This is a genomic window from Methylovorus sp. MM2 (assembly GCF_001648895.1).
GTDB lineage: Bacteria > Pseudomonadota > Gammaproteobacteria > Burkholderiales > Methylophilaceae > MM1.
In genome coordinates this window covers 1,207,697-1,227,541 of the sequence record NZ_LXUF01000001.1, presented here as the reverse complement: position 1 = coordinate 1,227,541, position 19,845 = coordinate 1,207,697, and the positions used below count along the sequence as shown (strand labels likewise).

The window sequence follows — 19,845 nt, the reverse complement described above, 5'->3', positions numbered from 1 at the left end:
GCAACCTTGGCAACGCACCACAATTAAGCTGCCGAGTGCTGATATAATTGGTACATGCAAATCACTACACGTTTAGAGTTCGATGCGGGTCATCGTATCCCTTGTCATAAAAGTCAATGCCGTAACCTGCATGGTCACCGCTATGCGATCGAGATCACGTTATCTGGCGATATCATTCAAAAAGAAGATGCGTCAGAAAATGGCATGGTCATGGATTTCTCAGATGTGAAATCTATCGCTCGCCAAGCAGTCGTCGACGTGTGGGATCACGCTTTTCTGGTCTACAAAGATGATAAAGAGGTTTTAACATTTTTGAACAGCCTGCCTGACCACAAGACAGTTGTAATGAATAGCGTGCCGACCGCAGAAAATATGGCAGCTGAAGCATTCAAAATTTTGAACAGCTACTATCAGGATACATACGGCAACCACCTCAAATTAGAGCGCGTAAGACTTTATGAAACGCCTAATAGCTGGGCAGATGCATTAGCTTAACTGGTGCGTTAACGTAACAGATCTAACCTACTTCAAGGCTAATCTATCTTTTGCAACTTATCCCACAGGCAAGGCTCACCCTTGCTTAACGCATCAAGATAGGCTCGATGCTCAGTGAGCTCATTTTCTTGCGCCAACACCACTTTCAACGAGCCTTCATGTCGGGTGACTGCAAAATCAGCATTTGTGTTTGATGAATCCATCATATCGATCATCAAGCTTTCCTGCCCACGTGTCATTGCAAGATAAACATCCGCGAGCAATTCCGCATCTAGCAAGGCACCGTGCAAAGTACGTTGGGAGTTATTGATGCCGTAATGACGGCATAAGGCATCTAAGTTATTTCTTTGGCCTGGGCGCAGCTCTTTGGCCATTTTCAGTGTATCAACAACACTCGCTATAGACCCTTGGATATCAGGACGCCCTATCTTGCCTAGCTCTGCATTCAAGAAGCCGATATCGAAAGGTGCATTGTGGATAACCAGCTCTGAATCTTGCACAAAATCGAGAAACTCATTCACGATATCCTCAAAATGAGGTTTATCCTGCAAGAACTCCAAGGTGATGCCATGCACCTCTTGTGCTGCAGGGTCGATCTCGCGATCAGGATTCAAGTACATATGAAAATGATTATTCGTAATGCGACGATTGATGACCTCTACGCCCGCCACTTCGATGATTCGATGCCCTTGCGCAGGGTAAAGCCCTGTAGTTTCTGTATCGAGAAATATCTGCCTCATTGATTTACACCATTCATAAACTCTTCCACTCCACGATTGGCCAACATATCGGCACGCTCATTACCAGCATGCCCTGCATGCCCTTTAACCCATTGCCACTCAACATCATGTTGCTGGGCGAGCACATCAAGCGCTCGCCATAAATCATCATTCTTGACCGGTTTTTTATCACTGGTACGCCAATTGCGCATCTTCCAGCCATGTATCCACTCCGTAATTCCTTTTTGAACGTACACTGAATCGGTAAATACTTTTACCTTGCAACTTCTTTTCAAGGCCTCTAATGCACGGATAACCGCCGTAAGCTCCATACGATTATTCGTCGTCAATGCCTCTCCGCCGCACAACTCTTTCTCTTTGCCATCAAATGCCAGCCAAGCACCCCACCCGCCCGGGCCAGGGTTGCCTTTGCATGCGCCATCAGCGTGAATCTCCACGTATTCCTTGTTACTCATTATTGCCTTTGCTATCTGTTTTCTGTGTGGGTGTTGCGACGAGTCTTGATTTTAACTTAGGTTTTTTCCAGCCGGGTTTAATTAGGCGCATTCCAACCACACGTTTCTTGGCGACTATAAAATAGACGCCGCCGCCCATTGGCCACCAAAGATTGCCTAATCTATCCAAAAAATTGAATCGATGCAGCCATTTAGCATTGTTGAATGGTGGTGCATAACAGGTCATGCGGCATTCGACTATCTCGAAGCCTAGTAAGGCAAGCCAATCCTTAATACGTAACATAGGCAAAAAACTGCCATACCACGGGAATCCATGGCGCCGCCTGATGGATCGTTTGATGCCCCAGCTACTCAGCGGATTAAATCCCGTGATCACGACATGCCCCTCAGGGACAAGTACTCGCTCGGCCTCACGCAATGTTTCATGCGGATTTTGGCTAAAATCCAAGCCATGCGGCATCACTAGCAGATCAATGCTTCCTGTTAGAAACGGCATTTGATGCGGCTGGCAATTTACATCGCCCCGCGTTAAATCTGCAAGACATAAGAAAGGAATGCGTGAGTTACGCAGCATATCCGCCTGCGGCAGAGTCAACTGCACAGCATTAAAGCCGAAGAGATCACCAACCGCCTGATCGAATAGCGCCTGCTCTCTATCTAAAAGATAGCGCCCGACCGGGCTTGCCAACCATTCATCTCGAGTAAGTATTGACATTTAAAGGCTTAAAACCAATCATCCATCTTATGTTAGAGATTTTACCCATTCCTGCATTCACCGATAACTATATCTGGCTTTTACATAATGGCACACATGCAGTTGTGGTTGACCCTGGCGATGCTGCCCCAGTGATTAAAGTATTAACTAATCAATCGCTAACACTTGATGCCATTCTGATTACACATCACCACTCAGACCATATTGACGGCGTATCCGAGTTAATCGAAAGATACCACCCGACGGTATATGCGCCTGAGAAAGAAAGATTCAACTTTCCACATATTCCGGTGAGCGAAAATGACAAGATTCAACTTCAATGTATCGAGCTTGAATTCAGCGTCATGGATATACCTGGCCACACACTTGGACATGTGGCCTATTATGGCGCAAATCACCTATTTTGTGGGGATACCCTCTTTGGAGCAGGTTGCGGCAGGCTATTTGAGGGCACGCCCGAACAAATGTTCGATTCATTACAAAGACTCGCCAAATTACCCCGCCATACCGCCGTATATTGCGCGCATGAGTACACTGAGCATAATCTGAGATTTGCACACATGCTGGATACCAATAACAAAGCCATCGTAAAACGTCAGCAAGATGCCGCCGCAAAACGTGCAGCCAATCTACCTACCTTACCAAGCACCATAGCACTCGAGTTAGAAACCAATCCATTTTTAAGATGTGACGATATCGCGATTAAAGCCGTAACGGGACTTCAGGATGCATCAGCGCTAGCCGTATTTACAGCCATAAGAAAGATGAGAAATAGTTTTTAGGCGTTTCTCATTCACTTGCAGAATCCCTGAGGCAATCCCTAGTTCTAGGCCTAATTTTGGCTTGACGCGCAACGCGCTAATTCGTTACTATCGAATGAATTCTAGTTCGTGAAGAAGCTCCTCATGACTGTAAAGTCCCTGCTGAACATCGCACTCTTGGCAATCCCTTTAGCAAGTCCAGTTTATGCTGATACCAATCTCGCAGGAGATGAGATCATCATCCTGAATGAAAGTCCGGTAGATAACGGCGTAGGCATCAGTTCAGGTAATGCAACAGATCCCGTTTTAAACTATCTGCCCAACCCACCCGCACAGCCTAATTACAGCACTAAAGACAGCACATCTATACTGGTGTCTGAAGACTTATGGCAACGCATCAAAGATGGCTATGCGATGCCCGACCTTGATTCAGCTTACACAGCCAACCATGAGTCATGGTATGCCGCGCGGCCTGATTATGTCAGGCGCATGGTAGATAGAAGCCAGAAATATCTATTCCATATCGTTGAAGAAGTCCAAAAGCGTGGCATGCCCACGGAAATCGCTCTGCTACCCATGGTGGAAAGTGCTTTTAATCCGCAAGCCTATTCAACCAGCAGGGCATCGGGGATATGGCAGTTCGTACCGGCAACAGGCAAAGATTTTGGCTTAAAACAGAATTGGTGGGTAGATAGCCGCCGTGACGTCACAGCAGCAACCAATGCCGCATTGACTTACCTGCAAAGACTACATGTGATGTTCGGCTCGTGGGATCTGGCACTTGCTGCATATAACGCGGGTGAAGGTACCGTCAGACGCGCCATCGAGCGTAATCGAGCGCAAGGCTTACCTACTGATTATCAAAGTTTACAGCTACCACCTGAAACCAGAAATTACGTGCCTAAGCTGCAAGCCATCAAAAACATCATGACCCATCCTGAAGATTATGGTCTTCGCATCCAAGCAATCGCCAACCGCCCCTATTTCACCAAAGTTACCGCGCCAGAACAGATAGACTCACATCTCGCCGCAAAATTGGCAGAAGTCACGTTTGAAGAGTTTGTATCGCTAAACCCTGAGTACAATCGCCCTGTGATTACAGCCAATGGTAGTGTCCACGAGATATTACTGCCAGTTGGGGCTGCTGATAAATTCAAGACGAATCTCGCAGCTTACGATAAGCCGCTTGTCAGTTGGCAGACTTACCATGCAAAACGTGGCGAGCGCATGGAAAACATAGCGCGAAAATTCGGTATCGGGCTTGCCCAATTGCGGGATGTCAATGATCTGCCATCCAAAAAGATGTTAAGCAACGCACAGCCGATCCTTGTCCCTAGTGCAAATCTCTCTGATACGCCCATCGTCATGGATGATCATACATTCACTGATCAGTCAGTCGCGACTTCAAACAAACAAAACACAAAACAACATACCGTCAAAAGTAATGAGACCTTAGCCGCCATCGCAAAACGTTATGGCGTTACCCCTAAACAGCTCATGGCGGCGAATCAACTCAAGAATGCAAAACTCAAAGCTGACCAAATACTCAATATTTCACCAAGCACACAGATTGCAAAACAACAAACCCCAGCTAAAACAAAGTTAGCCAAGAAAACTACTAATAAGAAGATTCAATACGTCGTCAAGCGCGGTGACACACTGGATAGCATCGCCAAAAAATTCGATGTTGCGCGTGACGATTTGCAACGCTGGAACAAGATTAGTGGTTCCCATATAGCACCTGGCCTAAAGCTGACAGTCATTACGTCGGATGAGGCTTAACGCCCCTTGAGCGTTGCTGTGCAAAACATCCAAAGAAAACATGCCATATCGCATCGCTTGACCAGCGCCTTTGTGCTGGTTTTTTTAGTGGCAGGGTGCGGCAAACAAAAGACTGAAAACGATGTAAATCTGGAGACTGTTTACGCCCCAGAAGCTGGCGGAACGCTGGTAGATGCCATGACAGGTGAACCAAGCGGGTTGATTCCAATGATTGCCGGTGAGTCTGCCGCCTCTGCCGTTGCAGGCAACATATTCAACAGCTTACTTAAATACGACAAGAACCTTGAGCTTGAAGGCGAGCTTGCAACATCATGGCTGGTATCGCCAGATCAAAGAACTATTACGTTCACATTAAAGCCAAACCTTAAATGGGCAGATGGCAAAGCACTAACCAGTGCAGATGTACTTTTCACATGGAAACTGGTAACCGATGACAATACACGCACCCCCTATGCTTCTGACTATAAGTTAGTTACCAAGGCAGAAACCCCTAATGCGCAAACATTTCGCGTGACGTATGCACAGCCATATGCCCCTGCGATGGATTCATGGGCAGGCTTACAGATATTGCCAAAGCACCTGCTCGAAGGCCAAGATATCAATACCACCGCTTTTGCACGTCAACCTGTAGGTAGCAGCTATTACAAGCTGGAAAGCTGGCGCAATGGTGAACGCATATCCCTAGTGCGCAACGCCAATTCCACGCAAGGCCCAGCAAAGATCGAGCATCTGGTTTCTCGCTTCATCCCTGATGCAGCCTCACAGTTTCTGGAGTTACTCGCAGATAACATCGACTCCATGAACCTGAACCCGATACAGTACGCGCGGATATTTCCTGCCAGACCTGAGTTAATCAAGAAAATCGGCCTATATAAAGAGTTGGGTAATAACTACACATACTTGGGGTTTAACCTCAAACACAAACCATTTGATGATATCCGCGTCAGACAAGCCATCAATTACGCGATCAATAAACAGGAGATCATCGATGGCGTACTACTCGGTCTAGGTGAGCCAGTTTCCTCGCCATACAAACCTGGCACACGCTGGAGCAATCCCAATCTACAACCATACAAATATGACCCCGCCAAAGCAATCGCCTTATTAAAAGAAGCGGGATTTAAAGACCACAACAGGGATGGCATACTAATTCGCGATGGCAAACCGCTTGCATTCGAGATTCTCACCAACCAAAACAAACAACGGGAAATGAGCGCAGTGCTTATCCAGCGCAGACTTAAAGAGATAGGGATCGATGCCAAGATTCGCGTAATGGAATGGGCCAGTTTTGTAGGCCGTTTTATCAAAACAGGTGATTTTGATGTTGTTCTACTAGGCTGGGGTTTGTCACTAGACCCTGATCAATTCAGCATCTGGCACTCATCCCAGCAAGGTCCGGGGCAATTTAACTTCATCGGCTACAACAATCCACAAGTGGATAAATTATTAGAACAAGGTCGCATGGAACTTGATCCTGATAAGCGCATGAAGATATATCATGAATTTGCCAGCGTATTGCAAGAAGATAGCCCGATTGTTTACCTATTTGCAGGATACGGCTTGCCCGCTATCCATAAGCGAGTCAAAGGTATCGATAACCCTGCCCCGCCCGCTGGTATCGGTCATAACTCATACGAATGGTACATCCCTAAACCACTCAGACGTACGGAGATGAGCAGTGACTAAATATCTTCTCAAACGTCTATTCTGGATGGTGCCGCTGTTGGTGGGTATCAGCCTGATCTCTTTTCTGATCATGCACCTAGCGCCCGGTGATATCACGACAACTGAAGCGAGCTTTAACCCCAAGGCAAGCGAAGAGTCACGCCAAAAACTGCGCGCACTTTACCATCTGGATGAGCCCGTACTCGTGCAGTACGGCTTATGGGTCAAACGTATCGCCGCTCTGGATTTCGGTACTTCATTTGCGACCCATCAACGCCCTGTTTTCTGGGATAAAAAAGACGACAAAGGCAATGTTTCCTCAGGCATGATCAAGCAAGCATTACCCATCACGCTATTGATCAACGTGCTTAGCTTAGTGCTCATTATCGCTGTTGCATTGCCATTAGGCGTAATATCAGCTGTTACGCAGAATAGGCCGCCTGATCGCGCAATCACACTTTTTGTTTTCATCGGTTTTGCTATCCCGAGCTTTTGGTTAGCATTGATGCTGATGTATTGGACAGGTGTATCAAATAACTGGTTACCGATATCTGGCCTGCATAGTGTTGGATATGAAAAAATGGCTTTTCTCGCACAAGGCTGGGATACCCTTAAACATCTAGTGTTACCCGTGTTCATCTCTAGTCTAGGAGGTTTGGCGGGCATTTCACTCTTTATACGTAATGGCATGCTTGATGTGCTGCATCAGGATTACATTACCACTGCCCGTGCAAAGGGATTACAGGAAAATACCGTTGTTTACAAACACGCCTTACGCAACGCCCTGCTGCCCCTTATAACAATCCTTGGCCTATCGATTCCCGGCCTCATTGGCGGATCAGTGATTGCGGAATCCATCTTCGCTATACCCGGCATGGGCAAGCTATTCTATGATGCAGTGCTCATGCGTGATTTCCCAGTGATTATGGGCATCCTCACGATAGGATCAGCGCTTACGCTCGTTGGTAATCTGCTGGCTGACCTAGCTTATGCATGGGCTGATCCGCGTGTACGCAGAGGAATTTCGCAATGAGGGCAATGCTCATTAAATCGCTATCCAATCCATTGGCAATGCTTGGTTTTATCATCATTGCTGCGGTTTTACTGTTCGCCCTATTCGCGCCAGTGCTTGCGCCATTCGATCCAGATGCCATCGATGTCAAATCGATCCTGCTATCTCCTTCACCACAACATTGGATGGGTACAGACGGCCTAGGCCGCGATGTATTCTCACGCATGCTGTTTGGGGCACGTATATCTTTATTAGTCGGTATTGTGGCAGTTGGCATTGCCACCATCATAGGCATCGTATTAGGCGCGATATCAGGATATTACAGAGGCTGGGTAGATGTCCTCATCATGCGACTCGTCGATGTAATGTTATCCATCCCCACATTCTTTCTCATTCTGGCAGTCATCGCTTTTCTAACACCGTCGATATGGAACATCATGATCGTGATAGGCCTGACGTCCTGGATGGGGGTTACAAGGCTCGTTCGCGCTGAGTTCATGAGCTTGCATGGGCGTGAGTTCGTTCTGGCCTCACAGGCGCTTGGCGCAAGAGATGGGCGTTTAATATTCAAGCATCTACTGCCAAACAGCCTAACCCCCATTATTGTGAGTTCAGTACTTGGCGTTGCCAGCGCAGTACTCATCGAATCCGGGCTTAGCTTTCTTGGTCTTGGCGTTCAGGCACCGCAAGCTTCATGGGGCAACATCCTCACAGATGGTAAAGAATATATCGAATTCGCATGGTGGCTATCGCTATTCCCCGGTCTTGCCATCCTCATTACCGTGTTAGGGTATAATTTGCTTGGGGAGGGGCTGAGAGACGCTCTAGATCCAAGAACTGCCAACAAATCATCATAGTTATCAATTAAGGAAAGTACTACATGGGATTCCTCGCCGGAAAACGTGCACTTATCGTTGGTCTACTTAGCAACCGCTCTATCGCCTATGGCATTGCGGAAGCCATGAAACGTGAAGGTGCAGAACTTGCATTTACCTATCAGATCGATAAATTTCAAGATCGTGTGACCAAACTGGCCTCCGATTTCGATTCCAGCATTGTGTTACCCTGTGATGTCGCAGAAGATGACCAGATTGAAAACCTGTTCACGGAACTAGGTAAACATTGGGATGGTATCGATATCGTCGTGCACTCCGTTGCTTTCGTCCCCAAAGTCGCGCTGGATGGAGACTATCTGGATGCTGTCACGCGCGAATATTTCCGTATCGCTCATGACATCAGCTCATACAGCTTTGCTGCATTAGCAAAAGCTGCACAGCCGATGATGGCAGGACGCAACGGCAGTCTGCTCACCCTTAGCTACCTTGGTGCAGAACGCACACTGCCTAATTACAACGTCATGGGCGTAGCCAAAGCAAGCTTGGAAGCCAATGTGCGCTATATGGCACAAAGCCTTGGCCCTAAAGGTATCCGAGTTAATGCTGTATCCGCAGGCCCGATCAAGACATTGGCCGCATCAGGCATTGCAGATTTCGACAAGATGCAAGGCTTTAACGTGAAGCATGCCCCACTACGCCGCAATGTAACGATAGAAGAAGTCGGCAACGTATCCGCATTTCTATGTAGCGACCTGGCATCAGGCGTAACCGGAGAAATCACTTACGTTGATGGCGGTATGAATATCACCGCTGCTGGTGTTATTGATTAACGCATCGTCATTCAATAACGGCACACAATAAAAAAGGCGGATATCTAATCCGCCTTTTTTATTTCTGCTAAATTCAGTTATTACTGAGTAAGCGAACCTGCACTTAGCAATTGCTCATTGATATTAACCTTAGCCTTTGCTTTCAAAGATTCGACATAAGCGGCAAGATATTCAGCTGCCAATGCCGACTTCAATTCCGCAGCGGCCGCTTTCTTGGCACTATCATCCTCAGCCAACTCAGAACTCACCTTGGTGACTTTAATCAACTGGTATCCCTTGTTGCTATTAAGCGCACCTGTGTAAGCTGGTAGCTTACTTGTGTCGATCTTGAATACATTTGACATAGTCAACTCAGTCAAGCCCTGTGCATTCTTACGATCAACTGTCACAGGTGGAATCCACTCCAAATGATCTGCATCTTTACCTTGCTTTAAGCCTGCAAGCGCAGCCTCGCCTTTTTCTGCTGCCAGTTTAGAAGCCTTCTCAAGCTTAAGGTAATCCTCAATTCCAGCTTTTACCTCATCAAATGTACGAGGTGAAGCAGGTTTGTAATCAACAACACGTGCTGCCACAAGATTATTCGATGACACTTCAACTGCCTCAGTATTACGGCGGTCTTTTAATACCTCATCACTGAATACGCTATTCATCAACTTATCGCTCTTGAAGAATTTAGCGCCATCAGCACGCGTCAGCCATGCTGACGTTTGTACTTGTATACCAAACGCATCCGCCACAGGCTGCAAGCTGGTAGATTGCTCATATACCATATTGCTGAAATTCTCAGCCTGCTCAGAGAACTTTGCCAAGGCCTTTTGATATAACAAATCGCCCTTGAGTTGCGCTTTTACCGCATCAAAACTTTGTGCTTGGCCTGTAATGCCGGTCAATTTGATGATGTGATAACCAAATTCTGACTCAACAAGATCACTCACCTGCCCCGGTTGCATTGAGTAAACAGCATCCTCAAAAGGCTTAACCATCATACCGCGGCCAAATGCACCTAAATCACCACCTTTATCTTTTGAACCAGGATCTTGTGAATATTTTTTGGCGAGTTCTGCGAATTTAGTTGGAGATTGCTTAACCTCAGCCAATATTTCCTGGGCTTTCTTCTTCGCAGCCTGCTTTGTCTCTGGTGTAGCGCTTACGCCGAAACCAATCAGGATATGGCTAGCCTGCCGCTGCTCATCACCTTGGAATTTTGAAGCGTTTTTTTCAAACTCTTGTTTTACTTCCTGATCAGTCACTTGAATACCTTGAATCAAAGAACTCGCTGACATCAAGACAAACTCAAGCTTCACTTGATCTGGTACGCGGAAATTATCTTGGTGCTTATCGTAAAATGCTTTTACTTCAGCAGGATCCACTTTTACTTGCGTTAAGAAATCTGCTGTCTTGATCTCAGCCACGCTAACTTCACGTTGCTGATGCTCAATACTCAAAGCATGCTCAGCCGCCGCTTTAGTGTTATAGGCCGTAGCCACGATCCCTTGACGCGTTTGTTGCAACAACATGTCTGCACGTAAGGAGTTCTCAAACTGTGATGCACTCATACGGTTGCTTGAAAGCAAACGATAGTACAGGTCTTCCGAGAATGCGCCATCTTGCTGGAATTGAGGCATATTGAGCAGGTATTGATGCACCTGATCATCACTAATAATAAAGCGCAAATGATTTGCCTCAGCGTTAATCAACTTGGTCGCAATCAAGCGATCAAGTATCGAGCGCTTAACATCCGGGTTATCCAGTACAGAAGGATCAGTCTTACCTTCCTCCTGTAATTGATTGCGTAACTTTTGCAGCGAATTTCCGTATTCCTGTACTGAGATCGACTCACTACCGACTTTAGCTATCGGTACGTTTGATCCAGCGTCACGTAAATATGTATCTATACCGACCAATGCAAATGGAATAGTAATCGCTGCAAGAATTACCTTAGCCAGCCAACCTTTGGAATGTTCACGGATTGCGTCCAACATAACGTACACCTTCTGAATTCGATGCCAAAAAACAGCTGAAAATGCGACAAAGCGCTTGCCCAGCCAATAAAATTAGTCGGTCAATATACCATACTCAGATAGGTCATGACAGGCTGATATAACAGGTCTTGTACAGCAGGATTTGAAACATCGACTATGAATAATAGAACCGCTTAAACATTTCACATTCTGTAGGCAAAAAAATGCCCGCATCGCGGGGAAACGATACGGGCATAAAATAACACACATCTATCAGGGGAGATGATGTGAAGACATGATATCGGGTTCTACCACATTAGCTAAGTGGAGTTTGTCTGATACATTTGTAGGACAAAGCCTTACATTTTCGATTGTATTGCTTCACTATTTTTAGTGCCTCATTAGCAGAAACGAAAAAATCCCGTTTCCTATGACTTATTTAAAAGTCTAGTAAAACGGGATTTATCGTCATTGGCGGAGTGGACGGGACTCGAACCCGCGACCCCCGGCGTGACAGGCCGGTATTCTAACCAACTGAACTACCACTCCAAAACTATGCGCGGTAGCTACTTAGACTACTACGACTTTCTGTTGATGATTTGGTGGGTGCTGACGGGGTCGAACCGCCGACATTCGCCTTGTAAGGGCGACGCTCTACCAACTGAGCTAAGCACCCGTTCATCACCAACGAAGACCGCTAGTTTACAGCATCTTTGAGCGCTTTGCCAGCCCTAAATTTAGGAGAATTTGCAGCCTTGATCTTAATAGTTGCGCCTGTACGTGGATTACGACCATTGCGAGCAGCACGCTTACCTACATAAAATGTACCAAAACCAATCAGAGTAACGAGCTCACCTTTCTTCAAAGACTTGGTGATTGCAGCAGTAGTTGCATCTAAAGCACGACCAGCAGCAGCTTTTGAAATTCCAGCAGCTTTTGCGATTTGATCAATCAATTCAGACTTATTTGCCATGTGAATCCCCTTTTGGGCATTATTAAAGACTATTTGTTTAAGAAGACAGGATACTGCACCTGTGTTTGGCTTTATAGCAAGCGGTGAAAGGCCGTGTCAAGCCTTTCCCGCTAATTATTATTTAATGTTTAGTGACAAGCAGAGAATCTGCTGGTTTTGCTTCTGCTGCAACATCCGCCACCGGCACTTCACTTTCAATGGCATGCGGCATTCTTTCCAGCGCAAACTCTAAGACCTCGTCGATCCATTTTACTGGATGTATCTCAAGATGATCCTTGATGTTATCTGGAATCTCGATCAAGTCCTTCACATTCTGATCAGGAATCAAGACGGTCTTAATGCCACCACGGTGTGCCGCCAGAAGCTTCTCCTTTAATCCACCGATAGGTAATACCTCGCCACGCAAAGTGATCTCACCTGTCATGGCAACATCAGCCCGCACTGGAATCTTGGTCAGGATTGATACCAACGCAGTAGAGATGGCGATACCCGCACTCGGACCATCTTTAGGCGTTGCGCCTTCAGGCAAGTGAATGTGGATATCACTCTTCTCATAAAAGTCTTCAGAGATACCTAACAATTTCGCACGGCTACGTACCACGCTCATTGCGGCTTGAATAGACTCTTGCATGACCTCACCGAGTTTACCTGTGGTGATTACTTTACCTTTACCGGGCAATAGTACCGATTCAATGGTCAGCAATTCGCCGCCCACTTCTGTCCAAGCTAAGCCTGTGACTTGTCCGACCTGATTATCTTTAGCAGCAACGCCATAATCAAATCTGTGTACACCAAGATATTTCTCAAGATTCTTTGGCGTAACAGTGATTTTACGCACCACTTTGCTTGATTTTGCCTTAGCCGTCAGCAGTTCTTTGACGACCTTACGCGCAATTTTTGAGATTTCACGGTCAAGACTACGTACACCCGCCTCGCGAGTGAAATAACGCACGATATCTCTTACAGCAGCTTCAGATACATTGATTTCAGTTTCTTTCAAGCCATGCGTCTTAAGCTGCTTCGGCAATAAATATCGCATCGCGATATTCACTTTTTCAGCCTCTGTATAACCGGCAAGACGAATCACTTCCATACGATCCAATAACGGGCCTGGAATATTCAATGAGTTAGCCGTCGCAACGAACATCACATCGGATAAGTCATATTCGACTTCGACGTAGTGATCGACAAATGTGTGGTTCTGTTCAGGATCAAGCACCTCAAGCAAGGCTGAGGATGGGTCTCCACGGAAATCCTGCCCCATTTTATCCACTTCATCCAACAGGAATAATGGGTTGCGGACTGCTACCTTGGTCATGCTTTGCAATACCTTACCCGGCATAGAGCCGATGTAGGTACGACGATGCCCGCGAATCTCAGACTCATCGCGTACACCGCCCAATGCCATACGCACGAACTTACGGTTGACTGCTTTAGCGATACTTTGGCCAAGCGAAGTCTTACCCACGCCAGGAGGGCCAACTAGACATAAGATGGGGGCTTTCAACTTGTCTACTCGCTGCTGCACAGCAAGATATTCGACGATACGTTCTTTTACCTTATCAAGACCATAGTGATCTTCGTCCAGGATATTCTCAGCGACTAATAGATCCTTACTGATCTTGGTCTTTTTCTTCCACGGCAGATTAACGAGCGTATCAATGTAATTACGCACCACACTTGCCTCGGCTGACATGGGAGACATTAACCTAAGTTTTTTAAGCTCAGCATTCGCTTTGATAGCCGCATCTTTAGGCATATGCGCCATCTTGATTTTCTTCTCAAGCTCATCGATCTCGGCACTTTCGTCCTGCTCGCCAAGTTCTTTCTGAATCGCTTTCACTTGTTCATTCAAGTAGTACTCGCGCTGACTTTTTTCCATTTGGCGCTTAACACGGCCACGGATACGTTTTTCTACCTGAAGAATATCGATCTCAGCTTCGAGCAAGCTCAATAGATGTTCAAGACGTTCAGAGACACTAAACATCTCCAAAATGCTTTGCTTCTCTTCCAATTTCAATGTGAGATGTGCAGTGATCGTGTCTGCAAGGCGGCCTGCATTATCGATGGTTGCAAGCGAGGTAAGAATCTCGGGGGGAATCTTCTTGTTCAGTTTGACGTACTGATCAAACTGCGTAAAAACAGTACGCATGAGCGCTTGTAGTTCATTATCATCATCGGTTGCATTATCGATACGCTCAGCCTGAGCCGCAAAGCACTCTTCAGTTTCAACAAACCTAATGACTTTTGCGCGATCAATACCCTCAACAAGCACCTTTACGGTGCCATCTGGCAGCTTGAGCATTTGCAGAACCGTAGCGATAGTGCCTACCTCGTAGAGGTCAGAAGCATCCGGCTCATCTTTATTGGGGAATTTTTGCGCAACAAGCAATATCTGCTTGTCATTTTCTGAGGCGAGCTCAAGCGCTTTAACAGATTTGGCACGGCCAACAAATAGCGGGATAACAAGATGCGGGTAGACCACTACATCACGTAATGGAAGCAGTGGCATCAAGCCAGAGTCGGCGGAAAAAACTGGCAAAGTCTGTTCTGTCATGGAAAAACCTTCAGTGTTGGCCGCGCATGGCAACATACCATGCGCGTATGTTTTTCAAGTGGGGGCAAACACTGGTGCTTCAAGTGCCAGCGCACTATTTCAACTACTAAGCTTTCAACTACTAAACTAGGATAGAACCAGCTTAAATAAAATCAGCTTGCTGATTCAGCCAGACGGCCTTCATCAGAGTAGATCATAATCGGTGGCGTTTCGCCACGAATCACACCATCATCGACCACAACTTTACTTAAGTTAGGAATCGATGGCAGATCGAACATAATCTCAAGCAATGAATGTTCCATGATCGAACGTAAACCACGTGCGCCGGTTTTTCTTTCCAGCGCTTTTTGAGAGATCAACTTCAATGCAGACTCTCTGAACTCGAGGTCAACACCTTCCATTTTGAATAATTTGGCATATTGCTTGGTCAGCGCATTCTTTGGTTCAACGAGAATCTTCATTAAAGCATCTTCGTCCAGAGACTCCAAAGTCGCAATCGCTGGCAAGCGGCCTACGAATTCTGGAATCAAACCAAACTTGATCAAATCCTCAGGCTCTACGTCTCGCAAGACTTCACCGATTGCACGTGCATCACTCTTACTTTTAACTTCTGCACCAAAACCGATACCGCCCTTTTCAGAGCGACGACGAATAACTGTATCTAGGCCATCGAAAGCGCCACCGCAGATAAACAGTATGTTCTTCGTATCAAGCTGAACGAACTCTTGATTTGGGTGCTTACGGCCACCCTGAGGCGGCACTGAAGCAATCGTACCTTCAATAAGTTTGAGTAATGCTTGTTGCACACCCTCACCGGATACATCACGCGTAATAGATGGGTTATCAGACTTACGTGAAATCTTGTCGATTTCATCGATATACACAATGCCGCGCTGTGCTTTTTCAATGTCGTAATCACATTTCTGCAATAACTTTTGCATGATGTTCTCGACATCTTCACCGACATAACCTGCTTCTGTCAGCGTCGTTGCATCTGCCATCACAAAAGGCACATCCAACAAACGCGCTAAGGTTTGTGCGAGCAATGTCTTACCGGAACCAGTCGGCCCGATGATAAGAATGTTACTTTTGGCGATCTCGACATCGTCTTTATTAGCACTTTGGTCAAGACGTTTGTAATGGTTATAGACTGCGACCGCCAGATTTTTCTTGGCTTGAGATTGACCGATCACATACTGATCAAGGATGTCGCAGATTTCTTTAGGGGTGGGAAGACCACCATCACGTGCTTTCAGGCCGCTCTCGCCCTGCACCTCTTCACGGATGATGTCATTGCATAGGTCTACGCATTCATCACAGATAAATACGGATGGCCCTGCTATTAGCTTTCTTACTTCATGCTGGCTCTTACCGCAAAAAGAGCAATAAAGTAATTTTTCGCTTTCTTTGTCGCTCATGCAATATTCCCAATGAATACGAGTGGTTTTTTTGACGCTTCTATCTTATGCGGCATCAGCGCGATTGGCAATCACCTTATCAATCAAGCCGTATGTGGCTGATTGCTCAGCGCTCATGAAGTTATCGCGATCTGTATCACGATCGATAACCTCTATTGGCTGACCTGTGTGATGAGACATGATGCCATTCAACTTTTCACGCAGATATAAAATCTCTTTCGCATGGATCTCGATATCAGAAGCCTGGCCTTGAAAACCGCCAAGAGGCTGATGGATCATCATGCGTGAGTTAGGCAAGCTAAAACGCTTGCCTTTAGTACCAGCAGTCAACAGGAATGCGCCCATGCTGGCTGCCTGACCGATACAAAGTGTGCTGACATCAGGTTTGATGAACTGCATCGTGTCATAGATCGCCATACCAGCAGTCACCGAACCACCTGGTGAGTTGATATAGAGCGAGATATCTTTATCTGGATTCTCAGCTTCCAGGAATAGCAATTGCGCTACGACAAGATTAGCTGTCATATCATTCACAGGACCGACTAGGAACACGATACGCTCACGCAATAAACGTGAGTAGATATCATAAGCGCGCTCGCCTCTGCCGCTTTGTTCGATAACCATCGGAACAAGGCCGAGACCTTGCGGTTCCCATTGGCTTTGGAAGTCAGTACGGTTTTGCATGACCATTTAGGAATTTCCCATCAATTCTTCAAATTTCACTTTTTTGTCTGCTACTTTGGCAGCAGCCAAAACCCAACTTACGACATTCTCTTCAGTTGCTAATGCTGCAGGCTCATCCAGACGTTTGCTATCATCATAATACCAACGTACTACATCTTCTGGTCGCTCAAAACTTTGTGCGAACTGATTAACCATCGCACGCACTTGATCTGCATTCGCTTGCAACTCATTCTTTACTACTACCTCTGAAAGAATCAATCGCAGGCTCGCATGGCGTTTAGCTTGATCTTCAAACATGCTTGGCTCAAGCGTTACATTACTCAAATCAACACCGCGTTGCTCTAAATCTTTTTGTGTAGCACCCATCAAACGGTTGATCTCAGCGTTGATAATCGCCTTTGGCAAATCAACAGTGACATTCTCGATCAGCGCTTGGAATACTTGCTCTTTAAGCTTTGCACGAATACGTTTATCTACTTCCTGAACCAAGCTTTGCTTGATTTCAGCTTGCATCTTTTCCACATCGCCATCTTCAACACCAAGTCCACGAGCAAAATCAGCATTCAGTTCAGGCAGTATAGCTTGCTCGACATTCTTGATGATTACGTTATAAGAGACCGTTTTACCCGCTAATTGTTCCGGCTTGTGATCTGCAGGATATGTAATTTCAAAGGTTTTATCGCTACCAGCCTTGCTACCGATGATGCTGTCATCAAATTCAGGCACGCGACCACCTTCACCAAGCACCAACTGAATACCTTCTTCGCCGGTGCTTTCGACTTCCTGACCATCAACAGAAGCAGTCAGTGCTACTGTCACTTTATCGCCTTTTTTGGCAGCGCGTTTTACCGCTTCATAAGTAGCACGCTGACGCAGCAATACATCGATCGTTCTTTTAACATCAGCCTCTGCCACTTCAAGCGCTGGACGTTCGATCTTCACTTTGCTCAGATCGCCAATTTGCACTTCCGGGAATACTTCAAAAGTAGCGGTATATTCAAACTGCTCAGCAGTCTCAGAGAATGGCTTATGTTCGATATCAGGGAAGCCAGCCACACGTAGCTTATTTTCTTCCACGGCTTCACCAAAAGTACGCTCAACAGTGCTTGAAAGTACCTCATCACGCACTTGTGGACCAAACTGCTGTTCGACAAGCTTTAGCGGCACTTTACCCGGACGGAAACCAGAAAGTTTCACCGTGCGTGATAAACGGCTAATACGCTGACTGACTTCTTCTTGGATTGGTTTTAACGGGACGGTGACTGTAATGCGACGCTCAAGACTGCTGATGGTTTCAACGGTTGCGACCATGTGCTGAGTTCCTTAAATCATGAATTTTGATGTCATTAAATAAATGGTGGGGACGGAGAGACTCGAACTCTCACACCTTGCGGCGCTGGAACCTAAATCCAGTGGAACACTACCGTTTACCTTTATGACCATCTCTATTAGTTGTCTTAATTCAACAACTTGTATTATAAACTTGGTATAAACACCCACTATATTACACTGCCAGTTTTAGCCACACTGCCAATGCTTGTGACACACTTACGTCACACTACTATTTCTAATACTTCGGCTGTTTTCAGCTTCTCTTTGGTAGAGAGTTTCGCATATCTTAACGTAGTGTTAATGTCCGCGTGACGCATAAACTCTTGGACTCGCTTGAGGTCTGTACCCTTCATCACTAGACGGGACGCTGTAGTGTGTCTCATCGTGTGTAGGATTAGTTCCTTGTCGCTTTCAAACCCGCAGTGTTTCTTCATAGTGTGAAACCTATGGATTGCTGCGTGTCTTGTTAGTCCTCCGAAGGGCAAGTCAAACATTTTAGTGCGTCTTGCGAATATCTGCAATGCACGATTTGTTAAAGGCTGTGTATCCCATGACCCTTTCTTGGTCTTTCTTAGCACCAGCATACGGTCATCGAGTAGAACATCATTGTTCCGAAGCTCTAACACTTCACTAACTCTGCACCCAGTATCTAACAGTACTTCGATTAGGTCGCCCATATCGTTGTCACCTTTAGCTCTGAACCAATCAGTGATTACCTCTTCTTCCCCTTCTTGGAGCCACCTGAGCCTTCCCGAACCTTCGTCTAGTTTAGGAACCTTGGGTATCTTGCCTAACACTTCCCAATCATCCCTTGCCATCTTTAGGATTGTACTGAGTACGGCTAGACTTCGATTGATCGTGGAATCAGGGTAACTGTCATCCCTTAACTCTCCGATTACTTCCCATATCAAAGGGCTGGTGACATCCCTTATCAACGTAGCTCTATCCAGAAACCTTACAAGTCGGTTGAAGTTATACTGCACTGTGTCAGGGGTACCGCTCCTGCTCCAGCGTTGTTTAACGGCCTTATCGTAAGCCTCCTGTAGCGTCAGTTCACACTCTTTAGGCTTATCCCCTTCCCACTGACTCATAAACATATCGTTTTGAATCTTAGCGTGTAGAGCTTCGGCCTGTTTCTTATCGGTCGTCTTGGTGGACTTCCGAACCCGCTTACTTGTTACTGGGTGAGTTAGGTCTATGTACCAAAAACCTTCTCTCAAAACTAACATAAATACCTCCTATGTTTAAGCGTTGATGAACCTTCCGGCTTTAGTTTCTATTGCCTTCATTACCTCCTTTCCTTTGGTTGTTAATCTTGCCAGCTTTCTCCGGCGCTCTAATGGGTCTTCAAATGAATCTACTAGCCCAAAACCTTCCAATCCCTTAGCTGGTGTACCCTCTCCTAGCGTCATCAGATTCTTAGCTGTCGCTGATTGAGATACCCGTGTTAACTTGCTCAGTTCTTGGTGTGACACTTCTTTTCTATCCGCTACGTGTAGCAAGGTGAGAACTAAAGGCAACCTAAGGTCTTCACGTCCTGTTTCATCCTTAAGTGCCTCTAGTGAGTCGATGACGATACGCAATAACTTTGTATTCATAATGAAGTCCCTTTTATTATGCTTTAAATTA

The 19,845-nt window shown here is 46.1% G+C and carries 18 protein-coding genes and 2 tRNA genes; 7 read left to right on the top strand and 13 right to left on the bottom strand.

Going from position 1 to position 19,845, the window contains the following annotated elements; translation table 11 throughout:
- The first annotated feature begins 54 nt into the window (after window positions 1-54).
- Entirely contained in the window at window positions 55-495 is a 441-nt protein-coding gene (queD, locus tag A7981_RS05870; protein WP_067265300.1) for a 6-carboxytetrahydropterin synthase QueD, read from the top strand.
- A 38-nt stretch (window positions 496-533) separates the two neighbouring features.
- Here queD and dnaQ read toward each other — a convergent pair whose 3' ends face one another.
- From dnaQ to A7981_RS05855, 3 genes are read right to left on the bottom strand one after another with little or no spacing between them, the layout of a single operon-like run.
- A complete protein-coding gene (gene dnaQ, locus A7981_RS05865) occupies window positions 534-1,235 on the bottom strand; it encodes a DNA polymerase III subunit epsilon (protein WP_067265297.1) in 702 nt (233 codons plus the stop codon).
- The gene (gene rnhA, locus A7981_RS05860; RefSeq protein ID WP_067265294.1) at window positions 1,232-1,690 is read right to left on the bottom strand and encodes a ribonuclease HI; all 459 of its coding nucleotides are present in this window, start codon (window positions 1,688-1,690) and stop codon (window positions 1,232-1,234) included. The genes dnaQ and rnhA overlap by 4 nt, the downstream gene beginning before the upstream one ends.
- Entirely contained in the window at window positions 1,683-2,405 is a 723-nt protein-coding gene (locus tag A7981_RS05855; RefSeq protein ID WP_067265290.1) for a class I SAM-dependent methyltransferase, read from the bottom strand. Before A7981_RS05855 ends, rnhA begins: the two co-directional genes overlap by 8 nt.
- Before the next feature lie 29 nt (window positions 2,406-2,434).
- Here A7981_RS05855 and gloB point away from each other — a divergent pair, with 29 nt between their 5' ends.
- From gloB to fabI, 6 genes are all read left to right on the top strand, one after another.
- Window positions 2,435-3,187 carry a hydroxyacylglutathione hydrolase gene (gene gloB, locus A7981_RS05850; protein WP_067265287.1) on the top strand — a complete coding sequence of 251 codons (753 nt, stop codon included), beginning with the start codon at window positions 2,435-2,437 and terminating at the stop codon, window positions 3,185-3,187.
- 123 nt (window positions 3,188-3,310) lie between these two features.
- Window positions 3,311-4,948, top strand: a complete 1,638-nt coding sequence (locus tag A7981_RS05845) for a LysM peptidoglycan-binding domain-containing protein (protein WP_067265284.1) — start codon at window positions 3,311-3,313, stop codon at window positions 4,946-4,948.
- Between the two features lie 177 nt (window positions 4,949-5,125).
- Entirely contained in the window at window positions 5,126-6,634 is a 1,509-nt protein-coding gene (locus A7981_RS05840; RefSeq protein WP_088178050.1) for a peptide-binding protein, read from the top strand.
- On the top strand, window positions 6,627-7,646 hold the full coding sequence (locus tag A7981_RS05835; RefSeq protein ID WP_067265280.1) for an ABC transporter permease: 1,020 nt from the start codon (window positions 6,627-6,629) through the stop codon (window positions 7,644-7,646). The genes A7981_RS05840 and A7981_RS05835 overlap by 8 nt, the downstream gene beginning before the upstream one ends.
- Entirely contained in the window at window positions 7,643-8,482 is an 840-nt protein-coding gene (locus A7981_RS05830) for an ABC transporter permease (RefSeq protein ID WP_067265277.1), read from the top strand. Before A7981_RS05835 ends, A7981_RS05830 begins: the two co-directional genes overlap by 4 nt.
- Window positions 8,483-8,505: 23 nt before the next feature.
- The gene (fabI, locus tag A7981_RS05825) at window positions 8,506-9,291 is read left to right on the top strand and encodes an enoyl-ACP reductase FabI (protein ID WP_067265274.1); all 786 of its coding nucleotides are present in this window, start codon (window positions 8,506-8,508) and stop codon (window positions 9,289-9,291) included.
- 80 nt (window positions 9,292-9,371) lie between these two features.
- Here fabI and A7981_RS05820 read toward each other — a convergent pair whose 3' ends face one another.
- The 10 genes from A7981_RS05820 to A7981_RS05775 all read right to left on the bottom strand — a co-directional run bounded on the left by A7981_RS05820 (window position 9,372) and on the right by A7981_RS05775 (window position 19,814).
- Window positions 9,372-11,273, bottom strand: coding sequence for a SurA N-terminal domain-containing protein (locus A7981_RS05820; protein WP_067265271.1), 1,902 nt, complete (start codon window positions 11,271-11,273; stop codon window positions 9,372-9,374).
- 451 nt (window positions 11,274-11,724) lie between these two features.
- A tRNA-Asp gene (locus A7981_RS05815) sits at window positions 11,725-11,801 on the bottom strand.
- A gap of 51 nt (window positions 11,802-11,852) precedes the next feature.
- Window positions 11,853-11,928 (bottom strand) — tRNA-Val (locus tag A7981_RS05810).
- Between the two features lie 21 nt (window positions 11,929-11,949).
- The gene (locus tag A7981_RS05805; RefSeq protein WP_067265268.1) at window positions 11,950-12,225 is read right to left on the bottom strand and encodes an HU family DNA-binding protein; all 276 of its coding nucleotides are present in this window, start codon (window positions 12,223-12,225) and stop codon (window positions 11,950-11,952) included.
- 121 nt (window positions 12,226-12,346) lie between these two features.
- Window positions 12,347-14,782, bottom strand: coding sequence for an endopeptidase La (gene lon, locus A7981_RS05800; protein ID WP_067266617.1), 2,436 nt, complete (start codon window positions 14,780-14,782; stop codon window positions 12,347-12,349).
- A gap of 152 nt (window positions 14,783-14,934) precedes the next feature.
- Window positions 14,935-16,200: an ATP-dependent Clp protease ATP-binding subunit ClpX gene (gene clpX, locus A7981_RS05795; RefSeq protein WP_067265265.1), complete on the bottom strand. Its 1,266-nt coding sequence runs from the start codon at window positions 16,198-16,200 to the stop codon at window positions 14,935-14,937.
- Between the two features lie 45 nt (window positions 16,201-16,245).
- On the bottom strand, window positions 16,246-16,884 hold the full coding sequence (clpP, locus tag A7981_RS05790) for an ATP-dependent Clp endopeptidase proteolytic subunit ClpP (protein ID WP_371440343.1): 639 nt from the start codon (window positions 16,882-16,884) through the stop codon (window positions 16,246-16,248).
- Window positions 16,885-16,890: 6 nt separating this feature from the next.
- Entirely contained in the window at window positions 16,891-18,195 is a 1,305-nt protein-coding gene (gene tig / locus A7981_RS05785; protein ID WP_067265259.1) for a trigger factor, read from the bottom strand.
- A 242-nt stretch (window positions 18,196-18,437) separates the two neighbouring features.
- Complete coding sequence (locus A7981_RS05780; protein ID WP_067265255.1) at window positions 18,438-19,445, bottom strand: site-specific integrase; 1,008 nt, start codon at window positions 19,443-19,445, stop codon at window positions 18,438-18,440.
- Between the two features lie 15 nt (window positions 19,446-19,460).
- Window positions 19,461-19,814: a hypothetical protein gene (locus A7981_RS05775; RefSeq protein ID WP_067265251.1), complete on the bottom strand. Its 354-nt coding sequence runs from the start codon at window positions 19,812-19,814 to the stop codon at window positions 19,461-19,463.
- Between the last annotated feature and the right edge of the window lie 31 nt (window positions 19,815-19,845).